The organism is Citrobacter freundii ATCC 8090 = MTCC 1658 = NBRC 12681, assembly GCF_011064845.1.
GTDB classification, from domain to species: Bacteria; Pseudomonadota; Gammaproteobacteria; order Enterobacterales; family Enterobacteriaceae; genus Citrobacter; species Citrobacter freundii.
On record NZ_CP049015.1, the window covers coordinates 2,941,967 to 2,961,405 of the forward strand.

At 49.2% G+C, this 19,439-nt stretch carries 23 protein-coding genes, 3 tRNA genes and 1 pseudogene; 9 read left to right on the plus strand and 18 right to left on the minus strand.

The genetic code is table 11. The features are described 5' to 3' along the window. Positions 1–16: 16 nt before the first annotated feature. The gene (locus tag G4551_RS14285; RefSeq protein WP_003034602.1) at positions 17–1,006 is read right to left on the minus strand and encodes an arabinose ABC transporter substrate-binding protein; all 990 of its coding nucleotides are present in this window, start codon (positions 1,004–1,006) and stop codon (positions 17–19) included. A 315-nt stretch (positions 1,007–1,321) separates the two neighbouring features. Continuing rightward, entirely contained in the window at positions 1,322–1,879 is a 558-nt protein-coding gene (locus G4551_RS14290; RefSeq protein ID WP_003839132.1) for a DJ-1/PfpI family protein, read from the minus strand. A 552-nt stretch (positions 1,880–2,431) separates the two neighbouring features. On the opposite strand from G4551_RS14290, the gene G4551_RS14295 reads away from it, so the two are divergent. Then, a complete protein-coding gene (locus G4551_RS14295; RefSeq protein WP_003839130.1) occupies positions 2,432–2,935 on the plus strand; it encodes a non-heme ferritin-like protein in 504 nt (167 codons plus the stop codon). Positions 2,936–3,074: 139 nt separating this feature from the next. Here the strand turns inward: G4551_RS14295 and G4551_RS14300 are convergent, their stop codons facing one another. Continuing rightward, on the minus strand, positions 3,075–3,326 hold the full coding sequence (locus G4551_RS14300) for a DUF2766 family protein (RefSeq protein ID WP_003034595.1): 252 nt from the start codon (positions 3,324–3,326) through the stop codon (positions 3,075–3,077). A gap of 130 nt (positions 3,327–3,456) precedes the next feature. On the opposite strand from G4551_RS14300, the gene G4551_RS14305 reads away from it, so the two are divergent. Further along, positions 3,457–4,878 carry an MFS transporter gene (locus G4551_RS14305; protein ID WP_003839128.1) on the plus strand — a complete coding sequence of 474 codons (1,422 nt, stop codon included), beginning with the start codon at positions 3,457–3,459 and terminating at the stop codon, positions 4,876–4,878. A gap of 33 nt (positions 4,879–4,911) precedes the next feature. Here G4551_RS14305 and G4551_RS14310 read toward each other — a convergent pair whose 3' ends face one another. Further along, complete coding sequence (locus G4551_RS14310; RefSeq protein ID WP_003839126.1) at positions 4,912–5,550, minus strand: RpiB/LacA/LacB family sugar-phosphate isomerase; 639 nt, start codon at positions 5,548–5,550, stop codon at positions 4,912–4,914. A gap of 267 nt (positions 5,551–5,817) precedes the next feature. On the opposite strand from G4551_RS14310, the gene yecR reads away from it, so the two are divergent. Together yecR and ftnA are read left to right on the plus strand one after the other, a co-directional pair. Continuing rightward, positions 5,818–6,153, plus strand: a complete 336-nt coding sequence (gene yecR / locus G4551_RS14315) for a YecR family lipoprotein (RefSeq protein WP_003034590.1) — start codon at positions 5,818–5,820, stop codon at positions 6,151–6,153. 194 nt (positions 6,154–6,347) lie between these two features. After that, a complete protein-coding gene (gene ftnA / locus G4551_RS14320; protein ID WP_003034588.1) occupies positions 6,348–6,845 on the plus strand; it encodes a non-heme ferritin in 498 nt (165 codons plus the stop codon). A 45-nt stretch (positions 6,846–6,890) separates the two neighbouring features. Here ftnA and G4551_RS14325 read toward each other — a convergent pair whose 3' ends face one another. Then, on the minus strand, positions 6,891–7,130 hold the full coding sequence (locus G4551_RS14325) for a YecH family metal-binding protein (protein ID WP_003034586.1): 240 nt from the start codon (positions 7,128–7,130) through the stop codon (positions 6,891–6,893). A 226-nt stretch (positions 7,131–7,356) separates the two neighbouring features. Here G4551_RS14325 and tyrP point away from each other — a divergent pair, with 226 nt between their 5' ends. Next, the gene (gene tyrP / locus G4551_RS14330) at positions 7,357–8,568 is read left to right on the plus strand and encodes a tyrosine transporter TyrP (protein ID WP_003839123.1); all 1,212 of its coding nucleotides are present in this window, start codon (positions 7,357–7,359) and stop codon (positions 8,566–8,568) included. A gap of 26 nt (positions 8,569–8,594) precedes the next feature. On the opposite strand, the gene G4551_RS14335 is transcribed toward tyrP, so the two are convergent. The 4 genes and pseudogenes from G4551_RS14335 to G4551_RS14350 form a co-directional block, all read right to left on the minus strand. Next, on the minus strand, positions 8,595–9,260 hold the full coding sequence (locus tag G4551_RS14335; protein WP_003839121.1) for a YecA/YgfB family protein: 666 nt from the start codon (positions 9,258–9,260) through the stop codon (positions 8,595–8,597). A gap of 197 nt (positions 9,261–9,457) precedes the next feature. Continuing rightward, a complete protein-coding gene (locus G4551_RS14340) occupies positions 9,458–9,739 on the minus strand; it encodes a heavy-metal-associated domain-containing protein (protein WP_003839119.1) in 282 nt (93 codons plus the stop codon). A gap of 10 nt (positions 9,740–9,749) precedes the next feature. Continuing rightward, positions 9,750–10,076 (minus strand): annotated as a pseudogene (locus tag G4551_RS24010) (mercuric transporter MerT family protein); the annotation flags it as partial. Then, positions 10,054–11,196, minus strand: a complete 1,143-nt coding sequence (locus G4551_RS14350; protein WP_003839117.1) for a transglutaminase-like domain-containing protein — start codon at positions 11,194–11,196, stop codon at positions 10,054–10,056. The gene G4551_RS14350 and the pseudogene G4551_RS24010, both read right to left, overlap by 23 nt. A 331-nt stretch (positions 11,197–11,527) precedes the next feature. Between G4551_RS14350 and G4551_RS14355 the strand changes: the two genes are divergently transcribed. Next, entirely contained in the window at positions 11,528–12,553 is a 1,026-nt protein-coding gene (locus G4551_RS14355; RefSeq protein ID WP_003839115.1) for a patatin-like phospholipase family protein, read from the plus strand. 19 nt (positions 12,554–12,572) lie between these two features. On the opposite strand, the gene G4551_RS14360 is transcribed toward G4551_RS14355, so the two are convergent. Next, positions 12,573–13,043 (minus strand): SRPBCC family protein, encoded by a 471-nt coding sequence (locus tag G4551_RS14360; RefSeq protein ID WP_003839113.1) that lies wholly within the window; start codon positions 13,041–13,043, stop codon positions 12,573–12,575. Positions 13,044–13,056: 13 nt separating this feature from the next. Further along, positions 13,057–13,746 carry a LolA family protein gene (locus G4551_RS14365; protein ID WP_003839111.1) on the minus strand — a complete coding sequence of 230 codons (690 nt, stop codon included), beginning with the start codon at positions 13,744–13,746 and terminating at the stop codon, positions 13,057–13,059. A 204-nt stretch (positions 13,747–13,950) separates the two neighbouring features. Between G4551_RS14365 and G4551_RS14370 the strand changes: the two genes are divergently transcribed. Continuing rightward, positions 13,951–14,295 carry a hypothetical protein gene (locus tag G4551_RS14370; protein ID WP_032941245.1) on the plus strand — a complete coding sequence of 115 codons (345 nt, stop codon included), beginning with the start codon at positions 13,951–13,953 and terminating at the stop codon, positions 14,293–14,295. Positions 14,296–14,404: 109 nt separating this feature from the next. On the opposite strand, the gene G4551_RS14375 is transcribed toward G4551_RS14370, so the two are convergent. From G4551_RS14375 to uvrY, 6 genes are all read right to left on the minus strand, one after another. Beyond that, a tRNA-Leu gene (locus G4551_RS14375) sits at positions 14,405–14,491 on the minus strand. A gap of 12 nt (positions 14,492–14,503) precedes the next feature. Next, a tRNA-Cys gene (locus G4551_RS14380) sits at positions 14,504–14,577 on the minus strand. A 51-nt stretch (positions 14,578–14,628) separates the two neighbouring features. After that, a tRNA-Gly gene (locus tag G4551_RS14385) sits at positions 14,629–14,704 on the minus strand. 151 nt (positions 14,705–14,855) lie between these two features. After that, positions 14,856–15,404, minus strand: a complete 549-nt coding sequence (gene pgsA / locus G4551_RS14390; RefSeq protein ID WP_003030490.1) for a CDP-diacylglycerol--glycerol-3-phosphate 3-phosphatidyltransferase — start codon at positions 15,402–15,404, stop codon at positions 14,856–14,858. A gap of 55 nt (positions 15,405–15,459) precedes the next feature. Next, a complete protein-coding gene (gene uvrC, locus G4551_RS14395) occupies positions 15,460–17,292 on the minus strand; it encodes an excinuclease ABC subunit UvrC (RefSeq protein ID WP_003030488.1) in 1,833 nt (610 codons plus the stop codon). Beyond that, positions 17,289–17,945 carry a UvrY/SirA/GacA family response regulator transcription factor gene (gene uvrY / locus G4551_RS14400; RefSeq protein ID WP_003030486.1) on the minus strand — a complete coding sequence of 219 codons (657 nt, stop codon included), beginning with the start codon at positions 17,943–17,945 and terminating at the stop codon, positions 17,289–17,291. Before uvrY ends, uvrC begins: the two co-directional genes overlap by 4 nt. Before the next feature lie 296 nt (positions 17,946–18,241). On the opposite strand from uvrY, the gene G4551_RS24130 reads away from it, so the two are divergent. Together G4551_RS24130 and G4551_RS14405 are read left to right on the plus strand one after the other, a co-directional pair. Beyond that, positions 18,242–18,385, plus strand: a complete 144-nt coding sequence (locus tag G4551_RS24130; RefSeq protein ID WP_418219448.1) for a hypothetical protein — start codon at positions 18,242–18,244, stop codon at positions 18,383–18,385. A gap of 19 nt (positions 18,386–18,404) precedes the next feature. Next, complete coding sequence (locus G4551_RS14405; RefSeq protein ID WP_003030482.1) at positions 18,405–18,629, plus strand: DUF2594 family protein; 225 nt, start codon at positions 18,405–18,407, stop codon at positions 18,627–18,629. A gap of 66 nt (positions 18,630–18,695) precedes the next feature. Here the strand turns inward: G4551_RS14405 and sdiA are convergent, their stop codons facing one another. Beyond that, entirely contained in the window at positions 18,696–19,418 is a 723-nt protein-coding gene (sdiA, locus tag G4551_RS14410; protein WP_003030480.1) for a transcriptional regulator SdiA, read from the minus strand. Between the last annotated feature and the right edge of the window lie 21 nt (positions 19,419–19,439).

The window sequence follows — 19,439 nt, forward strand, 5'->3', positions numbered from 1 at the left end:
GCATCCGGCATTTGTGTTACTTACCGCCTAAGCCTTTCTTCGCCAGCTCTTCTTTGAAGTTATCGCGGGTAATCAGCACCACATCCGTCACTTCAGTGAATGCCGGTGGCTCTGCACCTTTCGTTACCCAGTTGTAGAGCATTTCACTGGACTTGTAGCCGTGAACGTCCGGGCTTGGCAGCAGTGAACCGTAGAACCCGGTCGCTTCGCCTTTAGACAGTTCGCTAACCGCGTCAACGCCGTTGATACCAATACCAATTACGTTTGGTGCTTTGAAGCCCTGCCCTTCGGTCGCACGTACGCCGCCCAGCACGGTATTGTCGTTCATACCGACAATCAGCCAGTGTTTGACTTCAGGATGCTGAACCAGCATAGAGTTAGCGGCGTCGAATGCGCCGGGGATGTCATTAGATTTTGTTGGGACCTGGTAAATCTGTTTTTCCGGGAAGCCAGCGGCTTTAAGCGCTTCCATTGAACCAGAAGTACGACGACGTGCGGTATCCAGTTCGTTGGCGGTAATGGCCATTACGGCGGTGGATTTCACATCCCAACCGCGTTTTTGCATCTCCTTGTACAGCTCCTGGCCCTGGCGCTCACCAATTTTGGTTGCCGCCATCATCACCAGCGGTACGGTATCCATCGGCTTACCTTTGGCGTTGGCAAACTGGTCATCGACGGCAATGACTTTCATATCGTAGCCACGCGCCTTAGCCATAATGGCTGGCCCCAGTTTTGGGTCTGGCGTACAAATAACAAACCCTTTTGCTCCACTTGCAGCCAGGCTGTCGATGGCGTTAAGGGTTTTCTCACCATCCGGGACGGCAATTTTAATCACCTCAAAACCAAGGTCTTTACCGGCTTTATCGGCAAATTTCCATTCAGTCTGGAACCACGGTTCTTCCGGCTGTTTGACCAGGAAACCGAGCTTCATGGATTCAGCGATAGCGGATTGTGACATAATGGCCGCCAGACCGATGGCAGCCAGCGCTTTAGTGAATTTGTGCATGGTTAACTCCAGCTTTAACGTTCTTTTATGTAGGGTAAAATCAGACGATTTTTTGTAATTCGGACGTAAAACAAGGCATTACCTTTTATTGATAAGATCAATGCCAGTGCTGAGAGTATTTGTAGCGGGAAATTGATTCTCCATAAGAGAGCGGCATCACACCACAGAATTACAGTAATTGCGTACATAAATTCAGCGGGAAATGACATAAAAAAACGCGGTTTTGTCGACGGGAAAAAAGAGGAATAGCAGATTAGTCCATAACATCAGCCAACGAATCCTTGTTCCCGAATACCGGAGTATTCGGGAAAATGATTACCATCGGTAATAAATGTGATCAGCGTGATCGCGAACCGGAATATCATCTCCCAATAGACGCGCCGCAAGCGTCAATGCAAAATCGAAAATATGCCCTAACCCTTTACCGCTAATCAGGTTGCCATCTTCCACAATCGGCGCATCGATATATTCCCCATCCGTTACGTTTTGCCACAGATCCCCCGAACACACGTAGCGACGCCCCTTCAGCAGGCCGTTGCCACCCAGCACGCGCGCAGCCGCGGAACACACCGGGCAAATGAGTTTTCCTGCCTCGTGATGGCGAGCGATAAACTGGATGACAGCCTTACTGGCGGCAAGATTAACGCTGCCCTGCGGCCCGCCCGGTAACACAACGGCATCGTAAAGATCCGTCTGACGCGCAGCCAGCGTGCTGTCCGTCACCATCGGCACGTCATGATAGCTCACCACCGCACGGGACTCGGCGCAGGCCAGTGTTTCAACTTCGATCTGCAGGCGGCGCAGAATATCAATGGTAACAATGGCTTCCGCCTCTTCAAAACCAGGTGCCAGTAGCACGGCAACCTTTTTCATACACACTCCTCGATTTTTCCAAATACACCAAACAATAAATGCCGAATCATTCAGGCGCTTAACTTTATTAATTTCCACAAAACTGATCTGGCGCAAATAATTAGCCGCAGATTTCGTTCACCGACACGTCGCGATGATGAAATTTCTTCATCCCAATGCCGGATAATCATCCGGTGACAGACAATACCTGATTGTGAAATTCCATTTCGTGATATGAAACATCATTTCAATATTAACGCTTGACTTTAATACCATAAATATCAATCTGTTATATTCACACCACTTATATACACAAGCAGAAAAATCACTAATATTGCTATGACAATATGTAAAAAATCATAAATACGCAGATTTAAGGATTTTCTTAAGTCGGAACAGGAGTTATGCTGAATTTCGATCGGGAGCGAATATAATTCGTGATCACTAAAGGACCGGCGGAACGGATTTATTCTGCTAACAGTTTTAATTGTACGTAGAGGTGATGTGTAGCGGCAGCCCGTTGCACTGACGTAAGTAACGTACATCCCCCTTTCTGGAAATAAGGATATTGATATGGCTGCAGTTGGAATTGTTCATAAACTCAACACACAAATGAACCTCGAGTTCTACGCATCGAATCTTTACCTGCATCTCAGTGAATGGTGTTACGAACACAGCCTGACTGGCACCGCAACCTTTCTACGCACTCAGGCACAATGTAACGTGACTCAAATGATGCGTATGTTCAATTTTATGAAAAGTGCCGGGGCTAACCCCATCGTCAAGGCAATTGATGTTCCGGGTGATGAACTAACTTCTCTTGAAGAACTGTTTCAGAAAACGCTGGATGAATACCAACAGCGTTACAGCAAGCTATCACGCTTGACCAATGAAGCAGAAGCCTTGAATGATGCAACAACCATTGATTTTCTTCACGATCTGGAAAAAGAGCAGCAGCAGGATGGCGTGCTGTTACAGACGATTCTTGATGAAGTCCGCAGCGCTAAACGTGCGGGACTGTGCATGGCGCAAACCGATAAGCATCTGCTGAACGTCGTGAACTATCAACATCACTAATCTTCAATTTTCATCATGTTAATGCCGGATAACGATGCGGCGCACCTTATCCGGCTGGTGCTTAATTTTCTCTACGCTCACGCCTCTCATTCTGCGAGGCGCAAAAAAACCTTTCTAAAACCTGAAACAACGGTTTATTTTAGTGAGATTCATTCTGCGGCGTGAATTTCAACTCGATCAAGGCAACTGCTTTTTGTATTGCGCGCATAGTAACCGGATCGGCGCCCGCAGGATGGCTGGAGAAATCGATGCTTTTCAGTTGGCTGGACATTTTCTCCCGCACTTCTACTGGGGCAATAACATCAAGTACATCCAGAATCTGCTTGATAACCAGCTGACAGGCAACAACGTCCGAGAGCAGTTCCTGATCGGCATTCAGTGTTTGGGACATAGTGAGCTCCTTATAGAAAGGTCGTCATAGTACCTATTCAACGAACGAAACGATAGCCGCGCATGCATTACGAATGCGCTGGAAAATAAAAATAGATCCAGTCAGTTTCTTTTGAGATGGCAAGCACAACATGAGTGAACATATAGCGGTTGAGAACAAACGCGGTCTATCCCCGGCTGCATTACTTGTTGCCGGGGCTTTCTTTATGGAGTTTATTGACGGCACGGTGATTGCCACCGCACTGCCCGACATGGCGAAGAGTTTTGCCGTGCAAGCGGTAGACCTGAACATAGGTATCAGCGCCTATCTGATCACCCTCGCGGTGCTGATTCCCGCCAGCGGCTGGATTGCGGATCGCTTCGGTGCCCGAAAGGTGTTTACCCTGGCGCTGGCGATATTTACTCTCGCCTCGGTTTTATGCGGTTTGTCCGAAAGCCTTGAGAGCTTTGTCGCCATGCGAATCTTACAGGGTGTAGGTGGCGCGCTAATGGTTCCGGTTGGCCGACTTGCGGTATTGCGTACCACGCCTAAACATCAGTTGATCACCGCTATTGCGACCCTGACCTGGCCCGCGTTAGTCGCCCCCATCATTGGCCCCCCCCTTGGCGGATTCATTACCAGCTATGCCAACTGGCGTTGGATCTTCTTCATCAATGTACCGCTCGGGATACTGGCGATTGCGCTGGCGCTACGTTTTATCCCGGATATTCATGACGACGAGCGCCGCCCATTTGATATAACGGGATTTATCGCAACCTCTGTTGCGATGGTAAGCCTGGTGTATGCCATGGAGTTACTGGGAACCCAACAGCCTCAGGGCTGGCTGACCGCCGGACTTTTGGCGCTAGGAACAGTGACATTTCTGTTTGCCCTGCATCATTTTCGTCGCGCCGCATGGCCAATGATTCGCCTTGATGCCATGAACGTCCCTACTTTTCGCGTCACCATGTATGGCGGATCGCTGTTTCGTGCCTCTATCAGCGCCGTGCCGTTTCTGCTGCCGTTAATGTTTCAGGTAGGTTTTGGCATGAACGCTTTTCACGCGGGTTCGCTGGTGCTGGCGGTATTTGTGGGCAATCTGACGATTAAACCGGCCACCACACCGTTGATACGTTGGCTGGGCTTTAAGAAACTGCTGTTGATTAACGGTGCGCTTAACGTTCTGGCGCTGCTGGCCTGTGCTTTAATTACGCCGCAGACCCCCGTGTGGGTTATTTTGCTGGTGTTGTATCTGGGCGGTGTGTTCCGCTCAATTCAGTTTACCGGCGTCAGCACGCTTGCCTTCGCGGACGTCCCCGCGGCACAAATGAGCTACGCTAATACGCTGTTCAGTACAGCGACACAATTAGCGGTAGGATTGGGCATTTCTTTAGCCGCTATTGGGATCCGCATTGGCGATGTGGTCAGTGAAAGGCTGGCATTGGGCAATATTCCAGGGATCAGTTTCCGGCTGGCCTTTGTCGCTATTGCCATTATTTGTCTGGTAGGTATGGTGGATTCGCTGCGACTCACCCGTGATGCAGGAAGTGCAGTATCGAACAAGAACAGGTAGCCCGGAGGGTGAACGCTGCCGGGCCAACAGGATTTAGCCAATTACCTCGCGTACAAACGCTTCGATTGCTTTGTCCTGGCAGTTTTCAAAGAAGCACTGCTGGAAGCGCGGGCCTGATACAGCGGTTTTCACCAGCTCAGGATCGATAGCGCGTAGCGTGTCCAGATAATTTTCTTTTACCACAGCCGCTTTCACCTGATTCAGAATACCGGCGTTACGCACCTGCGGCTCTTTACGCTCCGGTGGGTAGCCTTCCCCGTTACGTCCGGTGAACGCTTTTTCAAACATATAGCGCACATTCAGCTCAGCACCCCAGCCAAAACCTTTGGCGAATGCCAGAGAAAGCGCGTTGCCGTTGTTGATCTGAGAGAACAAGAACGCATCTGCAGGATCGAGGCAATAACCACACACCACACCCGGATGGATATTCAGTGACATCATTGCCCCCTGGCCCGTGCCGCAACCGGTGACCACGAAATCAACCGCTTTGGAATTAAGCAGGATGCTGGCCATAATTCCTAAATGGATGTAGGTCAGATGATGATCATTTTCATCGCTCATCCCAACGTTATAGACCGGAAAACCTTTCTCATCCGCAACGGCTTTAAGCTCGTTATGGATGATGGCGTTTTTGCTTGCCTGGCTGTTTTCCATCATCAATGCAATGTTCATTCTGTACTCTCCTGAATGCGCTGCGGTAGCCCGCTGAAAGTCATAACATTCAACCACATTACTATTTTGCAATCACACTTTCAAATTTAATGAAATTTAGTTTTAAAAAACAAAGTTGCGCTCACATTCTTGTCTGAACAGTTCAGAATTGCCTCAAACGAATGACCTCGTTGTGATTAATCACAGGTGATCTTCGGGCTATTCAAGCCATTGATGAGGGCCTCTGTATGCCATGATAGTGTATCTTCGAACTTTCAGAGCGATCTCATGAAGACCTTTATCCTAGCGCTTTTGCCGCTCGTGCTGACAGGATGCACAATTACAAAACAGGCACAGGTCAGCGAAGCCAGCGCCATCACTGGTGTGGTTCGCCTGACTTATAATCAGGCCATGTTACAAACAGCACGTACCGATGACTACGTTACCCAAGGGACAGCCACCAAAGAGTGTCAGCGCCTGGGCTATGCCAGCGCTGAAGCGTTTGGTCAGCCGGTGTCAACCTGCAGCGTATATGCAGGCTCTCTGTGCTTAAATACCAAAATTACACTCGCCTGGCAGTGTCATGGTGTCGCGGTATCGCAATCCCCCTCATTCAATTATTAATATTTCCGACCAGCACATTGTTGCTGGTCTTTTACCACTTTATTATTTATATCCCCCGCTTAATATCGTTAATGCGTTTTATTCCCATTCGCATTTTTAATAAATAAATTTATTATTTTACCTTTTGCAAATAATTAAATAACAAATTATAGTGACGCCACGTCAATATATAATAATGTTTGTGGAGCAGAACCATGCTGAAAACAGAAATGATCGACCAACTGAATGAGCAAATGAATCTTGAATTATATTCATCTCTGCTCTACCAACAGATGAGCGCGTGGTGCAGCTATCACAGCTTCGAAGGTGCCGCCGCGTTTTTGCGCCGTCACGCTCAGGAAGAGATGACGCACATGCAGCGTCTGTTCGATTACCTGACCGATACCGGCAGCTTGCCGCGTATTAATACCGTTTCTTCCCCTTTTGCTGAATATGCGTCTCTGGATGAACTGTTCCGTGTCACTTACGAACACGAGCAGCTGATCACCCAGAAAATTAATGAGCTGGCACACGCGGCAATGACCCACCAGGATTATCCAACCTTTAATTTCCTGCAATGGTATGTTGCCGAGCAGCATGAAGAAGAGAAATTATTTAAATCTGTTATTGATAAGCTGTCGCTGGCAGGGAAAAGCGGCGAAGGTCTTTATTTCATCGATAAAGAACTGGCTACGCTTGATACGCAGAATTAATATTTTGGGGTAATGAAGGCAACCCGCCATCATTACCCATTAAAATCAGTGACGGCAGATCTTGCTTTCGTGCGTAGAGAAGCCGTCTTCTTTTGCAATAAACTTTCCCTTCGCCGCTAAAAACGCCACCAGCTCGCCTGCCGTCATATCTGCCGCAGAACAAGTGTGGAAACGTGCCTGCTCGCCGAAACGTGCCGTAATCGCCGCTTCAAGGCTGGCATTTGAATACTGCTCGCCAGATTCAATCATCATGTTGAGCACTTCGTGACCGTGAATAGATTCCATACTACCTCCTCAATAAAGACCGTAGCCTAATGTGAACCGCACGGCGCTGCTTTGCGCTAACGCAGGTTTATCCGCAGATAAATGTCATTTGTTATACATCTTAATGGTCAAAAACATCGTAAACATTAATGTACAACCATTGTAACGGCGATTTGACGAACATAGCGTTTTGCCTTAACCTGCGCCGCAGATATAACCGTTGATTATCTCTGGGACAGAGGAAAGCGTGAAAAACAGAACCCTGGGTAGTATTTTTATCGTGGCGGGAACCACGATTGGTGCCGGTATGTTGGCAATGCCGTTGGCTGCGGCAGGCGTGGGGTTTAGCGTCACGTTGGTATTGTTAGTCAGTCTTTGGGCGTTGATGTGCTACACCGCGCTGCTGCTGCTTGAAGTATATCAACATGTCCCGGCAGACACCGGGCTGGGTACACTGGCAAAACGTTATCTTGGTCGTTACGGACAATGGATAACGGGCTTTAGCATGATGTTTTTAATGTATGCCCTGACGGCGGCGTACATCAGTGGTGCAGGTGAACTGCTGGCCTCCAGCATCAGCGACTGGACCGGAACAAATATATCTCCGACAACAGGCGTACTGCTGTTCACCTTTGTTGCCGGTGGCGTGGTTTGTGTTGGAACCTCGCTGGTCGATCTATTCAACCGTCTGCTATTCAGCGCCAAGATAATCTTCCTGGTGGCGATGCTGGCTCTGTTAATGCCGCATATCCATAAAGTGAACCTGCTTACGCTGCCGCTGCAACAGGGGCTGGCGCTCTCCGCAATCCCGGTCATCTTCACCTCGTTCGGTTTTCACGGCAGTGTTCCCAGTATCGTCAGCTATATGAACGGTAACATCCGTAAACTGCGTTGGGTGTTTATTACGGGTAGCGCTATTCCACTGGTCGCCTATATCTTCTGGCAACTGGCGACGCTTGGCAGCATTAACTCGACAACGTTCATGGGGCTTTTAGCCAACCACGCAGGCTTAAACGGCTTATTGCAGGCATTGCGTGAAGTCGTGGCTTCGCCGCACGTCGAACTGGCGGTACATCTGTTTGCCGACCTCGCGCTGGCAACCTCTTTCCTCGGCGTTGCATTGGGATTATTTGACTACCTGGCCGACCTCTTCCAGCGCCGCAATACCGTAGCGGGAAGAATGCAAACCGGCGTGGTGACCTTCCTGCCGCCGCTGGCATTCGCGCTGTTCTATCCGCGTGGTTTTGTCATGGCATTAGGGTATGCGGGCGTTGCCCTGGCTGTGCTGGCGCTGCTCATTCCCTCGATGCTGGCCTGGCAGAGCAGAAAACATAATCCGCAGGCCAACTACCGCGTAGCCGGCGGTGCTCCGGCGCTGGCACTGGTATTTTTGTGCGGCATTGTGGTGATAGCAGTACAGTTTTCTATTGCAGCAGGATTACTACCAGAAGTGGGTTAAAACAAAGGGGCTTTCGCCCCTTTCTGTTAATGCAAACAGCACTGCTTATATTTCTTGCCGCTGCCACAGGGGCAAGGGTCATTGCGCCCTACTTTGGCATCCACTTTCACCGGTACTTTGACCGGCGTTTCCTGAGGATGCGCCATCCAGTAAGCATGCAGGTCCAGCGCAGCCAGGCGGATGGCATCGACGCTCTCTTCAAACGCCTCAGGTGTCAATTTCTCAACCACCGCAAAGTTCTCTTCCGTACCGTGCAGCGCAATAGCCTCAAGTGCTGGTTTTAACGTGTCCGGTAACGCGGACCAGTTTGACAGTGCAACGCCGCGCATATAACCAAAGCACCACTCTTCAACGATGGTCAGTTCATGCTCGTCAATTTCACGCAAACCAAACAACGGCTCAAACTGCTCAGGATATTCATCCAGACGATCGGCCGTATCCGCCATATGTTGAAACGCCAGGTTCATGAAACGCGTCATTTCTTTTTCGGAGGACCAGCGAGGGACATACTGCGCGCCCCCCCAAATCGCGACCAGCCACTGCTCTGGTTCAATTTCATACGGTGAACTCAGCACCGCCGTCAGCAAACCATCCAGTTCTGACACATCCAGAATAGCCTTGTCTGTATTGTACTTAGTCAGTACATCATCCAGCCATTCCAGTTCGCTCTCGTTTAATGGTCCCGTTTTCATAACGCTTTTCCTTAGTCAAAAAATCTTGCCTGTGATCATCCTACATGGCTGGAGGGATAACAGATACAAATGGGCATATGCGGCATACAGTTGCCGCCTGTTCAGGTTAACAGGAAACGAGGGGAATTCCGGAAGTTAACGCACAAAAGAGAACACGAAGCCGCCGGGAAAACACAATAAAACCACCCGCAGGTGATTTACTGTTGTTCAATGCGGTTGAGCGTTGCGGTATAGCCCGTTTTCGCTACCGCGTTAAGTAAAGTATCGGTTGGGAAACCTTCTGGCACAATCGCTTCTGCTTGTCGGGTTTTTAGGGAGGACTTTGCTTTAATCACGCCGTCGGTTTCACGTAGCGCCTGATTGACCGAAATAACGCATAGCGAGCAGGTCATATTTTGTATATCCAGCACCACTTTTTGATTGGTCGCCTGAGCCCACAGCGGCAGCAACAAGCATGCAACTAATGTGAAGATTTTCATTCAAATACCTCAGCGTTGGGTAAAATAACACTGGCAAAATCAATGCCAGTGCGCACCAGTAGAGAACGCGCGCTTGCTTCAGAGTTAGCCACCCGGAGCACCACAGCCGCCTGGAGAAATAGAGCCGCCAGAAAACATGCAGTAATAAGCCCAATGACACCAGCATCAAGGGAATTCGCAAAAACTCAAACTGGGTGAAAACAGCAAAGCTCGCCGCCGAAATACCAAACAGCAGGTAGAGCAGCGGTCCAACGCAGCATAAGCCCGCGGTGACGGCAGCTACCGCAGCCGTCAACAGGGTGAGTCCCGCCCCTTTAGCGTTGTTCTGTGGCGACATAGCTGTAGGAGAACGCTTTAGGATCGTAGAAATTGATCGGGTCGCCATCAACTTCAGCATAAGGATAACCAAAGTTGTTCACCGCGCCCTGCTCCGTTGCCGGATACAGCTCGAAATCACGCCCGTAGTTGAATCCAACCCAGTTCATTTCCCAGTTGCCAAACAGGTAAGTGTTTACCGCCTGGACATCGGCGTCCTGATGCGATTTTTTCTCTGCCAGACGCATTTTGGTCACATCAGCAGGATCGCAAGGTAACCAACCGTAACCGGCCAGATAGAACTCGGCACGACAATGTTGCCCACCGCTCACATCAGCAACGCCTGCGCTGTCTGCTTTGCCAAAAGCACTTTTCGAGTAACGTTCGAGCTTATTGGCTTTACCCAGACGGATACCAAACAGTTCACGCGCCGGAATGCCGCTGGCACGCGCCAGAGCCACAAAAACGGAGCTCATGTCGGTGCATTTTCCTTTGAGCTTACCGCTTTTTAAGATCTCCGCTACATCCCCCGTGCCGCAGCCGATAACGTCGTTATCGCGCTCCATATGGCTACTCACCCACTCGTAAATCAGGCGTGCTTTTTTCAGCGGATCCTGCTCATTACCGGTGATTTTACGTGCGGTTTCCAGAACCAGCCCATCAACTGGGATATGTGCCGTCGGCAAAAGGTACGGTTTTACATCCTGCGGATAAATAACCTGCTCCGGCGCTTGCCAGGTTTTCAACGCGTCCTGCTTCAGCGGTTCCCAGTCGGCGGTTTCAATGTCGATATCAACGTTAATCAACAGTTCGCCCTGCGAGTCAGGCCAGGTGGCAAACAGCGTTTTCGCGCCATAAGTATTATTAGTGGTGACATACGCTTGCTTATAGTTTCCGCTAAAGGCAAGCGCCGTCATTTGTTGAAACGCGGTATCTACAGGAAGCGGGATCCACAGTTTCACTACACCGCTCGAGCCCTTAGGAGGGTTAAGTTTATAGGTCTGGGATAACACAAAGCGCCGACGCGCGACTGGTGCAACGGATGGCTCAGCGGCGTGAACCGTCTGACTAATAACCGCAGGACCGACTAAACCGGCGGCCGAAAGGAGAACGCTATTTTTGAGAAATTGTCGACGTTGCATTGCTGTCTGTCCATGTTGTAAGAGTTGAGCTACGGCTAAGAAGGTAAAAACCGTATACGATCATCACAGCAGACAGACGCTGACATAAAAAGGTGAGCCGATGGAGGTTATTCATCAATAACAGACCTGTTAACTGTGAATGAAATAAGATACTACAAGGTCGCTATTAAGCCATTTACAGGCAAAAAAGTACAGCAGTGAGCGGATATCAATCTGCCAGCCCCCTTCTTATGAAACAAACTCAGCGTAAATCCTGTCTATATTTAACTGCAGCCATAGCGGAAACAACCCTACCCCTAAATCCCGTTTCTTATCTTTGGAGGACATAAAAATGGCAATGAGAATACTGTCTATCGATGGTGGCGGGATCAGAGGCATCCTTCCGGGTATGCTACTTGTGGCACTGGAGAAGAAATTGCAGGATATATCACAAAATCCTGCCGCCAGAATTGCGGATTACTTCGATCTCGTTGCCGGTACCAGTACCGGGGCCATTCTGTGTTCTGCTTACGTTTGCCCTGATGCGAAAGGAAAGCCCAAGTTCTCCGCTCAGGAAGCCGTCAATTTCTATCTTCAGGATGGGGATGAAATTTTTGATGTCGGCGTCTGGAAAACAATCAGTTCACTGGGTGGTGCTAGCGATGAAAAATATTCTGCAAAGGAGCTGGAGAGGGTATTAAAAACAGCATTTGGTGAAACAAAAATCAGTGAATTATTAAGACCAACCTGCTTTGTTTCTTATGACGTGAGCAGTCGTCTTCCTGTCATTTTCAAACAACACTCCGCCCTCGCCAAGAATCGGGACTTCCTGGTCAGGGATGCTTTACGGGGTACCTCAGCAGCTCCCACCTATTTCGAGGCAGCGCGTATTTATTCATTACCCCCGGTACCCGAAAAATTTGTCCTGGTTGATGGCGGTGTGGTGGCAAACGACCCGGCGCTCTGCGCCTATTCCGAAGCGATTAAATTCAGTAATGTCGCTGGCATTAAGGATATGATTATTGTCTCACTGGGCACCGGCAAGAAATTGCAGGGGTATTCTTATTCCGAAGTTAAGGACTGGGGCCCCTTTGGCTGGGCAAAACCGGCTATTGATATCGCGCTAGAGGGGGGGCCACAGATGACCGCGTATTATCTGCAACAAATTGCCTCAACGGTAAAAAACTCTAAATACTACAGAATTCAGCCTGAACTATACGGCGCCGATCCAACGCTGGATAACGCATCGCGTGAAAACTTAGAACTTCTGCGCAAGGCAGGCCTACAAAATGCCGCCGTGTATGATAAGAAATTGACTGAGATCGCTAAGTTATTAATCAGTAGTGGAGGCAATTTTAAATATCAGGACGCTAATTAATCCTCAACGCTGACTGAACTCAAAATATATGTACATTCGTTGCCAGTTTGCGGGCTAATCCTCTGGCCCCTTCGCGCATGACCGTATCGTGATTCCAGCGAAAAACGGGTGCCGCCAGCGGGGCCAGGTAATTCATCCAACGAATCGTGGTGCGAACATTCCAGTCATATCTGACGATGGTCTCAGCGCCACTGGCAGAAAAATACCACACACCTCGCCCTTCTACCGCCCCACTGGCTTGTCCCTCAAGCAGCGAGCAAGGCAGAATATTTAACACGTTGATGTCAAAGGTTAAGCGATAGGGAAGCGCTCCTTTCCAGGTATAACGATGCAGCGCCCCAATGCCCTGTACATCACCTTTTTTAATCTCAACAATGCGTTCCAGACTTTCCCACCATTCAGGCCACTGATCGGGATGAGAAAAAACATCCCATACCTCCTGAATAGAAGCCTCAACCCGCCAGACGGTGGAAAACTGATAGTCAGCCATAATACAGCCTCCTTCAGGGTGAGAAGAAATTGGCGGGAAAACGGATGTTAATGACCATAGCATCCAGAAGCACGGTTTCTAATCGCTGCCCATCTGGCGCATAGCTGATCACTTTGGCAGGAAGTCCGTGATAATTATCCAGCCAGACGTCATAGCGGTGAACACCATCAACCACCATTGTTCCAGGCCCAACCACAGATACGCGCGTCGTCGCCCGTCCTGCAAGGTTTTCCTTACCAACAGTGGTCATTGTCCCTTCGCGTTGCAGATGACGAATATTGCCCAACAACACGCCGATATCAGAGCGATCCACCCGATGACCACGCTCATACTGGATCAATGAATTAGTAGGCGACAGGTGCAAAATGGGCAAAGAACCCACACCAAATGGCCATAACGTCACTTTACCGCTGACAGGATTAAAGATAAGCACCGCTCCTGAATGCGGTTGGGTAAAATCCATCCGCACATACCCAGGCTTTTGAAAGCTATAGCGAATAATTTTGCTTTCATCGGATGGCGACGAAGAGCGCATCATGACCTGATAAGACGTCAGGTTATTAAATGACTGTTGAGAAAATGCGATGGGATCCATAGACTTGGCATTCTGCGAAAAGATATTCCCTTTTTCCACCGAATATGCTGCACAACTAAAGGTGAGCAATGCTGCGAACATGACTATCGGAGAAGATGAAATGTTCATAGCTGCTCCCTGAACCAGCGCGATTGGCAAACAGGAGTTATCACCTGCCGACTGTTTTTATTATAGTTCTTAACTGCGCGGCACTACTCTTCCGGCCCCTCAGACTCAGTATGGGCAGCAGGTTTAAATTATTGGTTTTCTTTTTAGTTGAGATGACAACATAAAGCTATACTTTAATAGCCATAATTTTAATAGGTATTAATCATGAAACTGCCATCGGTATTTTCATGCACCGTTCTTATATTACTGCTGCTGTCGTCATCTTCTGCCACATCCAGCGCGTTACAAAACCAGGCCGTCAGAGAGCAAGAGTTAAGCGCGGCACTTCGAGCCGGTAATGGCGTGATCATCATTGGCGGGACGGATGATTTCGTTTTCACGTTCAGGGCACGAAACCAAATCCACAGACACCTGGCGATACAGGATGACTTTGGCGATCCCATCCTGATGAATGGTTTCCAGGACCACAACTATAATCCCGCCCGCGATGGTTTTATCAACAACCCTGCCCGAGGGGGCTTTATGTTTAACGCGCCTATTCGGCGATAGATTGATGAGCAATAGTGAGTTCTATGCTTGTAAAAAACAAGCACAAAAAAACCACCCGTAGGTGGTTTCACGACACTGCTTATTGCTTTGATTATTCTGTTCTTTCCCATGGTACCCGGAGTGGGACTTGAACCCACACAGCGCGAACGCCGAGGGATTTTAAATCCCTTGTGTCTACCGATTCCACCATCCGGGCTCGGGAAGAAATTGGAGGCGCGTTCCGGAGTCGAACCGGACTAGACGGATTTGCAATCCGCTACATAACCGCTTTGCTAACGCGCCGAAATCTCCTGGCTTTTCAGCCGACATCCGCTATTGCCGATGTCTCTAATTTGGAGCGGGAAACGAGACTCGAACTCGCGACCCCGACCTTGGCAAGGTCGTGCTCTACCAACTGAGCTATTCCCGCATCACCAAGTAACTTTGTTAATCACTTGATTTTGTTATCGTCTGGCAATCAGTGCTGCCGTTCGATGCGTTGCATTCTACTTACCTGACGCAATGAGTCAACGATATTTTTCACCACTAACGATCGTTTGCTGAAATTTGCGTCGAAACGATCACTGATCAAGCAAATCTCCACGTGCAGCGCTCAAATACTGGAACATTGACCACAAAGTCAGTATCGCGGCGACGAAGAAAAGTGCGATCCCAGCATACTCAACCCAGATATTTGGACGCCACAGCAGCCAGGCCAGTGCAGCCATTTGCGAAGTGGTTTTCACTTTACCAATCCAGGATACGGCTACGCTGCTGCGTTTACCCAGTTCGGCCATCCATTCACGTAGTGCAGAGATGATGATTTCACGCGCAATCATTGTTGCAGCGGGGAGCGTCACCCACCAGCTGTGGTAATGCTCTGTCACCAGTACCATCGCAATAGCTACCAGCACTTTATCAGCGACCGGATCGAGGAACGCGCCAAAACGCGTGCTTTGGTTCCAGCGGCGAGCCAGAAAACCGTCAAACCAGTCTGTGACCGCTGCGATACAGAAGATCAGCGCACAAACAAAGGGAGCCCAGGTGAATGGCAGGTAAAAAGCCAATACAAAGAATGGGATCAGGATGACGCGAAACAGCGTGAGCAACGTAGGGATATTAAATTGCATATGACGGATAACTATCTGTTGTCAGTGAAATTACCCCTATGTTGCTACAGAGGGCCTAATGTTTCAACGAGTAGAAGATCTTTTCTGCCAGAGCTTGCGAAATACCCGGCACTTTTGCAATTTCTTCGATACTTGCATTACGAAGACCTTGCAAACCTCCCATATATTTCAACAACATCTGGCGACGCTTTGGCCCGACACCTTCGATGGTCTCAAGCGTGCTGGTACTTTTCACTTTCGCCCGCTTTTTACGATGCCCGCTAATCGCATGATCGTGAGATTCATCGCGGATATGCTGGATAACGTGCAATGCAGGCGAATCCGGCGGCAGACTAAAGCCCTCACCTTCCGGCTCAAAGAACAGTGTTTCCAGACCAGCTTTACGATCGGCCCCTTTTGCCACCCCCAGCAAAAGTGGGTGCTGTTTGTCCCAGGGAACGTCCAGTTCAGCAAAAACGGCTTTCGCCTGCCCTAACTGACCTTTACCGCCATCGATCAATATGACGTCCGGAATCTTACTTTCTTCAATCGCCTTACCATAACGCCGACGTAAGACCTGATTCATCGCTGCATAATCATCACCCGGCGTAATGCCGGTAATATTGTAACGCCGATATTCTGCACGCAGCGGGCCATTGGCATCAAAAACCACACAGGAGGCTACTGTCTGCTCCCCCATCGTATGGCTAATGTCGAAGCACTCCATACGCTTCACCGCAGGTAACTTCAATACGGAGGCCAGCGCCGTCAGACGTTGCGTAATCGTCGACTGCTGAGAAAGTTTCGTAGTGAGCGCCACTGCCGCGTTGGTCCGCGCCAGCTTCAGATAACGCGCGCGATCCCCTCGCGGTTTCGTCTGCACGTTAATCTTCCGTCCGGCCAGTTCAGACAGAGAGTCTGCCAGCAGGGTTTTATCGCTAAGATTGAAATCGAGCAGGATCTCCCCGGGTAAGGTACGCATCTGGCTCCCCTGCAGATAAAACTGCCCGACAAAGGTTTCGACGACCTCGCCGAGTTCCGTACCACCGGGTACTTTAGGGAAATAGCTGCGGCTGCCCAGCACTTTACCCTGGCGAATAAACAGAACGTGCACACAGGCCATGCCGGCGTCAAACGCCACGCCAATGACGTCCAGATCGTCTCCGGTGTTAGAGACAAACTGTTTTTCGGTCACGCGGCGTACGGCCTGGATTTGGTCACGAATTCGCGCAGCCTCTTCAAATTCGAGATTTTGGCTGGCCTTTTCCATGCGGGTGATCAGCTGTGTTAATACCTGATCGTCTTTTCCGGACAGGAACAGACGAACATACTCGACTTGCTGAGCATACTCTTCCTCGCTCACCAGACCCGCGACACACGGGCCGAGACAGCGGCCAATCTGATATTGCAGACAAGGTCGAGAACGGTTGCGATAAACGCTGTTTTCGCACTGGCGGATAGGGAATATTTTCTGCAACAGCGCCAGCGTTTCACGCACCGCATAACCGTTAGGGAACGGTCCAAAGTACTCGCCTTTGGCATGCTTTGCCCCACGATGCATCGCCAGACGCGGGTGGGTATCGCCGCTAAGGAATATAAAGGGGTAGGATTTATCATCACGCAGCAATACGTTATAACGCGGCTGATATAGCTTGATGTAGTTGTGCTCAAGCAATAACGCTTCGGTTTCAGTGTGCGTTACCGTGACATCAATCTGCTGGATTTGCGCGACCAGCGCTTCGGTCTTGCGTGACGCAAGATTACTACGGAAGTAGCTGGAAAGCCTTTTTTTCAGGTCTTTCGCTTTCCCGACATAGATAACCGTTCCGGCGGTATCATACATACGATAGACGCCGGGCTGGCTGGTCACGGTTTTCAGGAACGCTTTGGCATCAAACTGATCTGTCACTGGCTTGCTAATGTCTCCGCATTACACAGGCCATGGCGAATTGCCAGGTGAGTCAGCTCTACATCGCCATGAATGTTTAATTTACTGAACATTCGATAGCGATAGCTGTTCACCGTTTTAGGACTAAGATTCAGTTGCTCTGAGATCTCATTAACCTTCTGACCTTTGGTGATCATCAGCATAATCTGCAACTCGCGTTCAGACAAACTGGCAAACGGGGTTTCCGTTTTCTCAGGCTCAATCTGGCTGAGCGCCATTTGCTGAGCGATATCGGAGGCAATATACCGTTGCCCGGAAAAAACCGAACGAATCGCACTCACTACTTCCTGGGGGGCAGCGCCTTTGCTGAGATACCCTGCGGCCCCTGCCTGCATAACTTTTGCAGGTAATGGGTTTTCGGTGTGTACCGTCAACATGATCACTTTAATGTCTGCCGTAGAACGCGCAATTTTGCGGGTTGCTTCCAGACCGCCAATACCGGGCATATTCATATCCATCAGCACAACGTCAACGGAATTTGAGCGGCACCATTTTACCGCATCTTCACCGCAGCACGCTTCGCCGACAACTTTTATGCCTTTTATATCTTCCAGAATGCGTCGTATCCCTGCGCGCACCAGTTCGTGGTCATCAACAAGAAAAACGTTGATCAAAGGAATATCTCCAGAATAGGGATAACGCTACCGATAGTTAATCGGTCCTATGTTAACGGGTTTTATCTCAACTTTGAAATGTAAAAAACGCCCGACTTTCGATTTTGCTCTCGTTTTTGGAAATTAGATTGTACGACGAGTGGAAACTTTCAGTACTGGTAACCTTTTGCCACGGTTATATCTGTGTAGCTGTTTCATAATGGTGACAAAAAGATCATATTCCTTCGTTGAATGCAAACCAGGCAGTCAAAGTTGTAACAATAATTAACGAGGAAAATACTCGAAATAAACAACATGTGGAGAAAATATATGCACTGCAACATGTTGTTTATTTTAATGTCCACAACATTGGTCCGCGCAAAAAACAACCACAGATATTTTTAGCCTCGCTTATGGTATACTCCGCCGCCTTAAGATTTGACATCGCACTTTTTCATTGAAACATAACGAGGAAAATAAATGAGTACGCCTGACTTTTCCACTGCTGAGAATAACCAGGAACTGGCCAATGAAGTCACCTGCCTGAAAGCCATGTTAACGCTGATGCTGCAGGCAATGGGTCAAGCCGATGCAGGCCGCGTGATTCTTAAAATGGAAAAACAGCTCGCGCTGATTGAAGATCAATCACAGGCTGCGGTATTTTCCAACACGGTTAAGCAAATTAAACAAGCTTACCGCCAGTAATAAGAAACCGGCTGATAGCAATGCTCTCAGCCGGTTTTGCGTCTGACACTCAGAACGATAATTTACTCAGATAAGCCCGGTTGCCGCGGCATAACAGGCTATCTGCGTTTTGTTTGGCGCATTGAATTTCTTTTGCATATTCTTCTGGTGGAAGTTCACGGTATTTTCAGAAATCGACAGAATGATGGCTATCTCTGAAGAGGTCTTCCCCTCTGCCGTCCATTTCAATATTTCCTTTTCCCGCTTGCTAAAACGCATCTCTGGCGCCATAACCATGTCATCTTCCAGCCTCGTCAGTACAGACAGACTTTCCCGTACCAGAAGCTGCATCCTGAGCTCTACTTCATCGCTCGCAAGGCGACTGTTACGGATACTTGCACGCGATACAGATAAAAAACCCAACGCCCGGTTAGGCAACATTAAGCATTGCGTCATCCCTTTGCGTAAACCGTGATTGCGCGCGGCGTCCCACAAAGGTTGCGCATCGCGAAACAGAGTATCGTTCCAGGGTAAATGCCCCTGACTGAAGTTTTCAGGTTTCAGCACCGGATCAATAGCAAAATAATTTTCGGACTGATAATGCGCCACCCATGCTTTGGGATAGGTCGTATGAAGTGACGTTTTAGGTCGGGTAAAAGGTACCGGATGACGAACACAGAGCGCGTAGAAATCAAACTCTAAGTGCTGCGTCTGTTGTTGTAATTCCGTATAGACATCCTCTGCCGTCGCCATTTCCTGAAAGCGTAACAGCATGCTCCGTCGCCAGGTGAAGAAATCAAGATCCTGCATACTAAGTGGTAATGCCCCTGA

Bases quoted from the DNA above. Each gene is read 5' to 3' on its own strand.
- G4551_RS14285 (WP_003034602.1), bottom strand. From the start codon at position 1,006: ATGCACAAATTCACTAAAGCGCTGGCTGCCATCGGTCTGGCGGCCATT.
- G4551_RS14290 (WP_003839132.1), bottom strand. From the start codon at position 1,879: ATGAAAAAGGTTGCCGTGCTACTGGCACCTGGTTTTGAAGAGGCGGAA.
- G4551_RS14295 (WP_003839130.1), top strand. From the start codon at position 2,432: ATGGCTGCAGTTGGAATTGTTCATAAACTCAACACACAAATGAACCTC.
- G4551_RS14300 (WP_003034595.1), bottom strand. From the start codon at position 3,326: ATGTCCCAAACACTGAATGCCGATCAGGAACTGCTCTCGGACGTTGTT.
- G4551_RS14305 (WP_003839128.1), top strand. From the start codon at position 3,457: ATGAGTGAACATATAGCGGTTGAGAACAAACGCGGTCTATCCCCGGCT.
- G4551_RS14310 (WP_003839126.1), bottom strand. From the start codon at position 5,550: ATGAACATTGCATTGATGATGGAAAACAGCCAGGCAAGCAAAAACGCC.
- yecR (WP_003034590.1), top strand. From the start codon at position 5,818: ATGAAGACCTTTATCCTAGCGCTTTTGCCGCTCGTGCTGACAGGATGC.
- ftnA (WP_003034588.1), top strand. From the start codon at position 6,348: ATGCTGAAAACAGAAATGATCGACCAACTGAATGAGCAAATGAATCTT.
- G4551_RS14325 (WP_003034586.1), bottom strand. From the start codon at position 7,130: ATGGAATCTATTCACGGTCACGAAGTGCTCAACATGATGATTGAATCT.
- G4551_RS14335 (WP_003839121.1), bottom strand. From the start codon at position 9,260: ATGAAAACGGGACCATTAAACGAGAGCGAACTGGAATGGCTGGATGAT.
- G4551_RS14340 (WP_003839119.1), bottom strand. From the start codon at position 9,739: ATGAAAATCTTCACATTAGTTGCATGCTTGTTGCTGCCGCTGTGGGCT.
- G4551_RS14350 (WP_003839117.1), bottom strand. From the start codon at position 11,196: ATGCAACGTCGACAATTTCTCAAAAATAGCGTTCTCCTTTCGGCCGCC.
- G4551_RS14355 (WP_003839115.1), top strand. From the start codon at position 11,528: ATGGCAATGAGAATACTGTCTATCGATGGTGGCGGGATCAGAGGCATC.
- G4551_RS14360 (WP_003839113.1), bottom strand. From the start codon at position 13,043: ATGGCTGACTATCAGTTTTCCACCGTCTGGCGGGTTGAGGCTTCTATT.
- G4551_RS14365 (WP_003839111.1), bottom strand. From the start codon at position 13,746: ATGAACATTTCATCTTCTCCGATAGTCATGTTCGCAGCATTGCTCACC.
- G4551_RS14370 (WP_032941245.1), top strand. From the start codon at position 13,951: ATGAAACTGCCATCGGTATTTTCATGCACCGTTCTTATATTACTGCTG.
- pgsA (WP_003030490.1), bottom strand. From the start codon at position 15,404: ATGCAATTTAATATCCCTACGTTGCTCACGCTGTTTCGCGTCATCCTG.
- G4551_RS14405 (WP_003030482.1), top strand. From the start codon at position 18,405: ATGAGTACGCCTGACTTTTCCACTGCTGAGAATAACCAGGAACTGGCC.
- sdiA (WP_003030480.1), bottom strand. From the start codon at position 19,418: ATGCAGGATCTTGATTTCTTCACCTGGCGACGGAGCATGCTGTTACGC.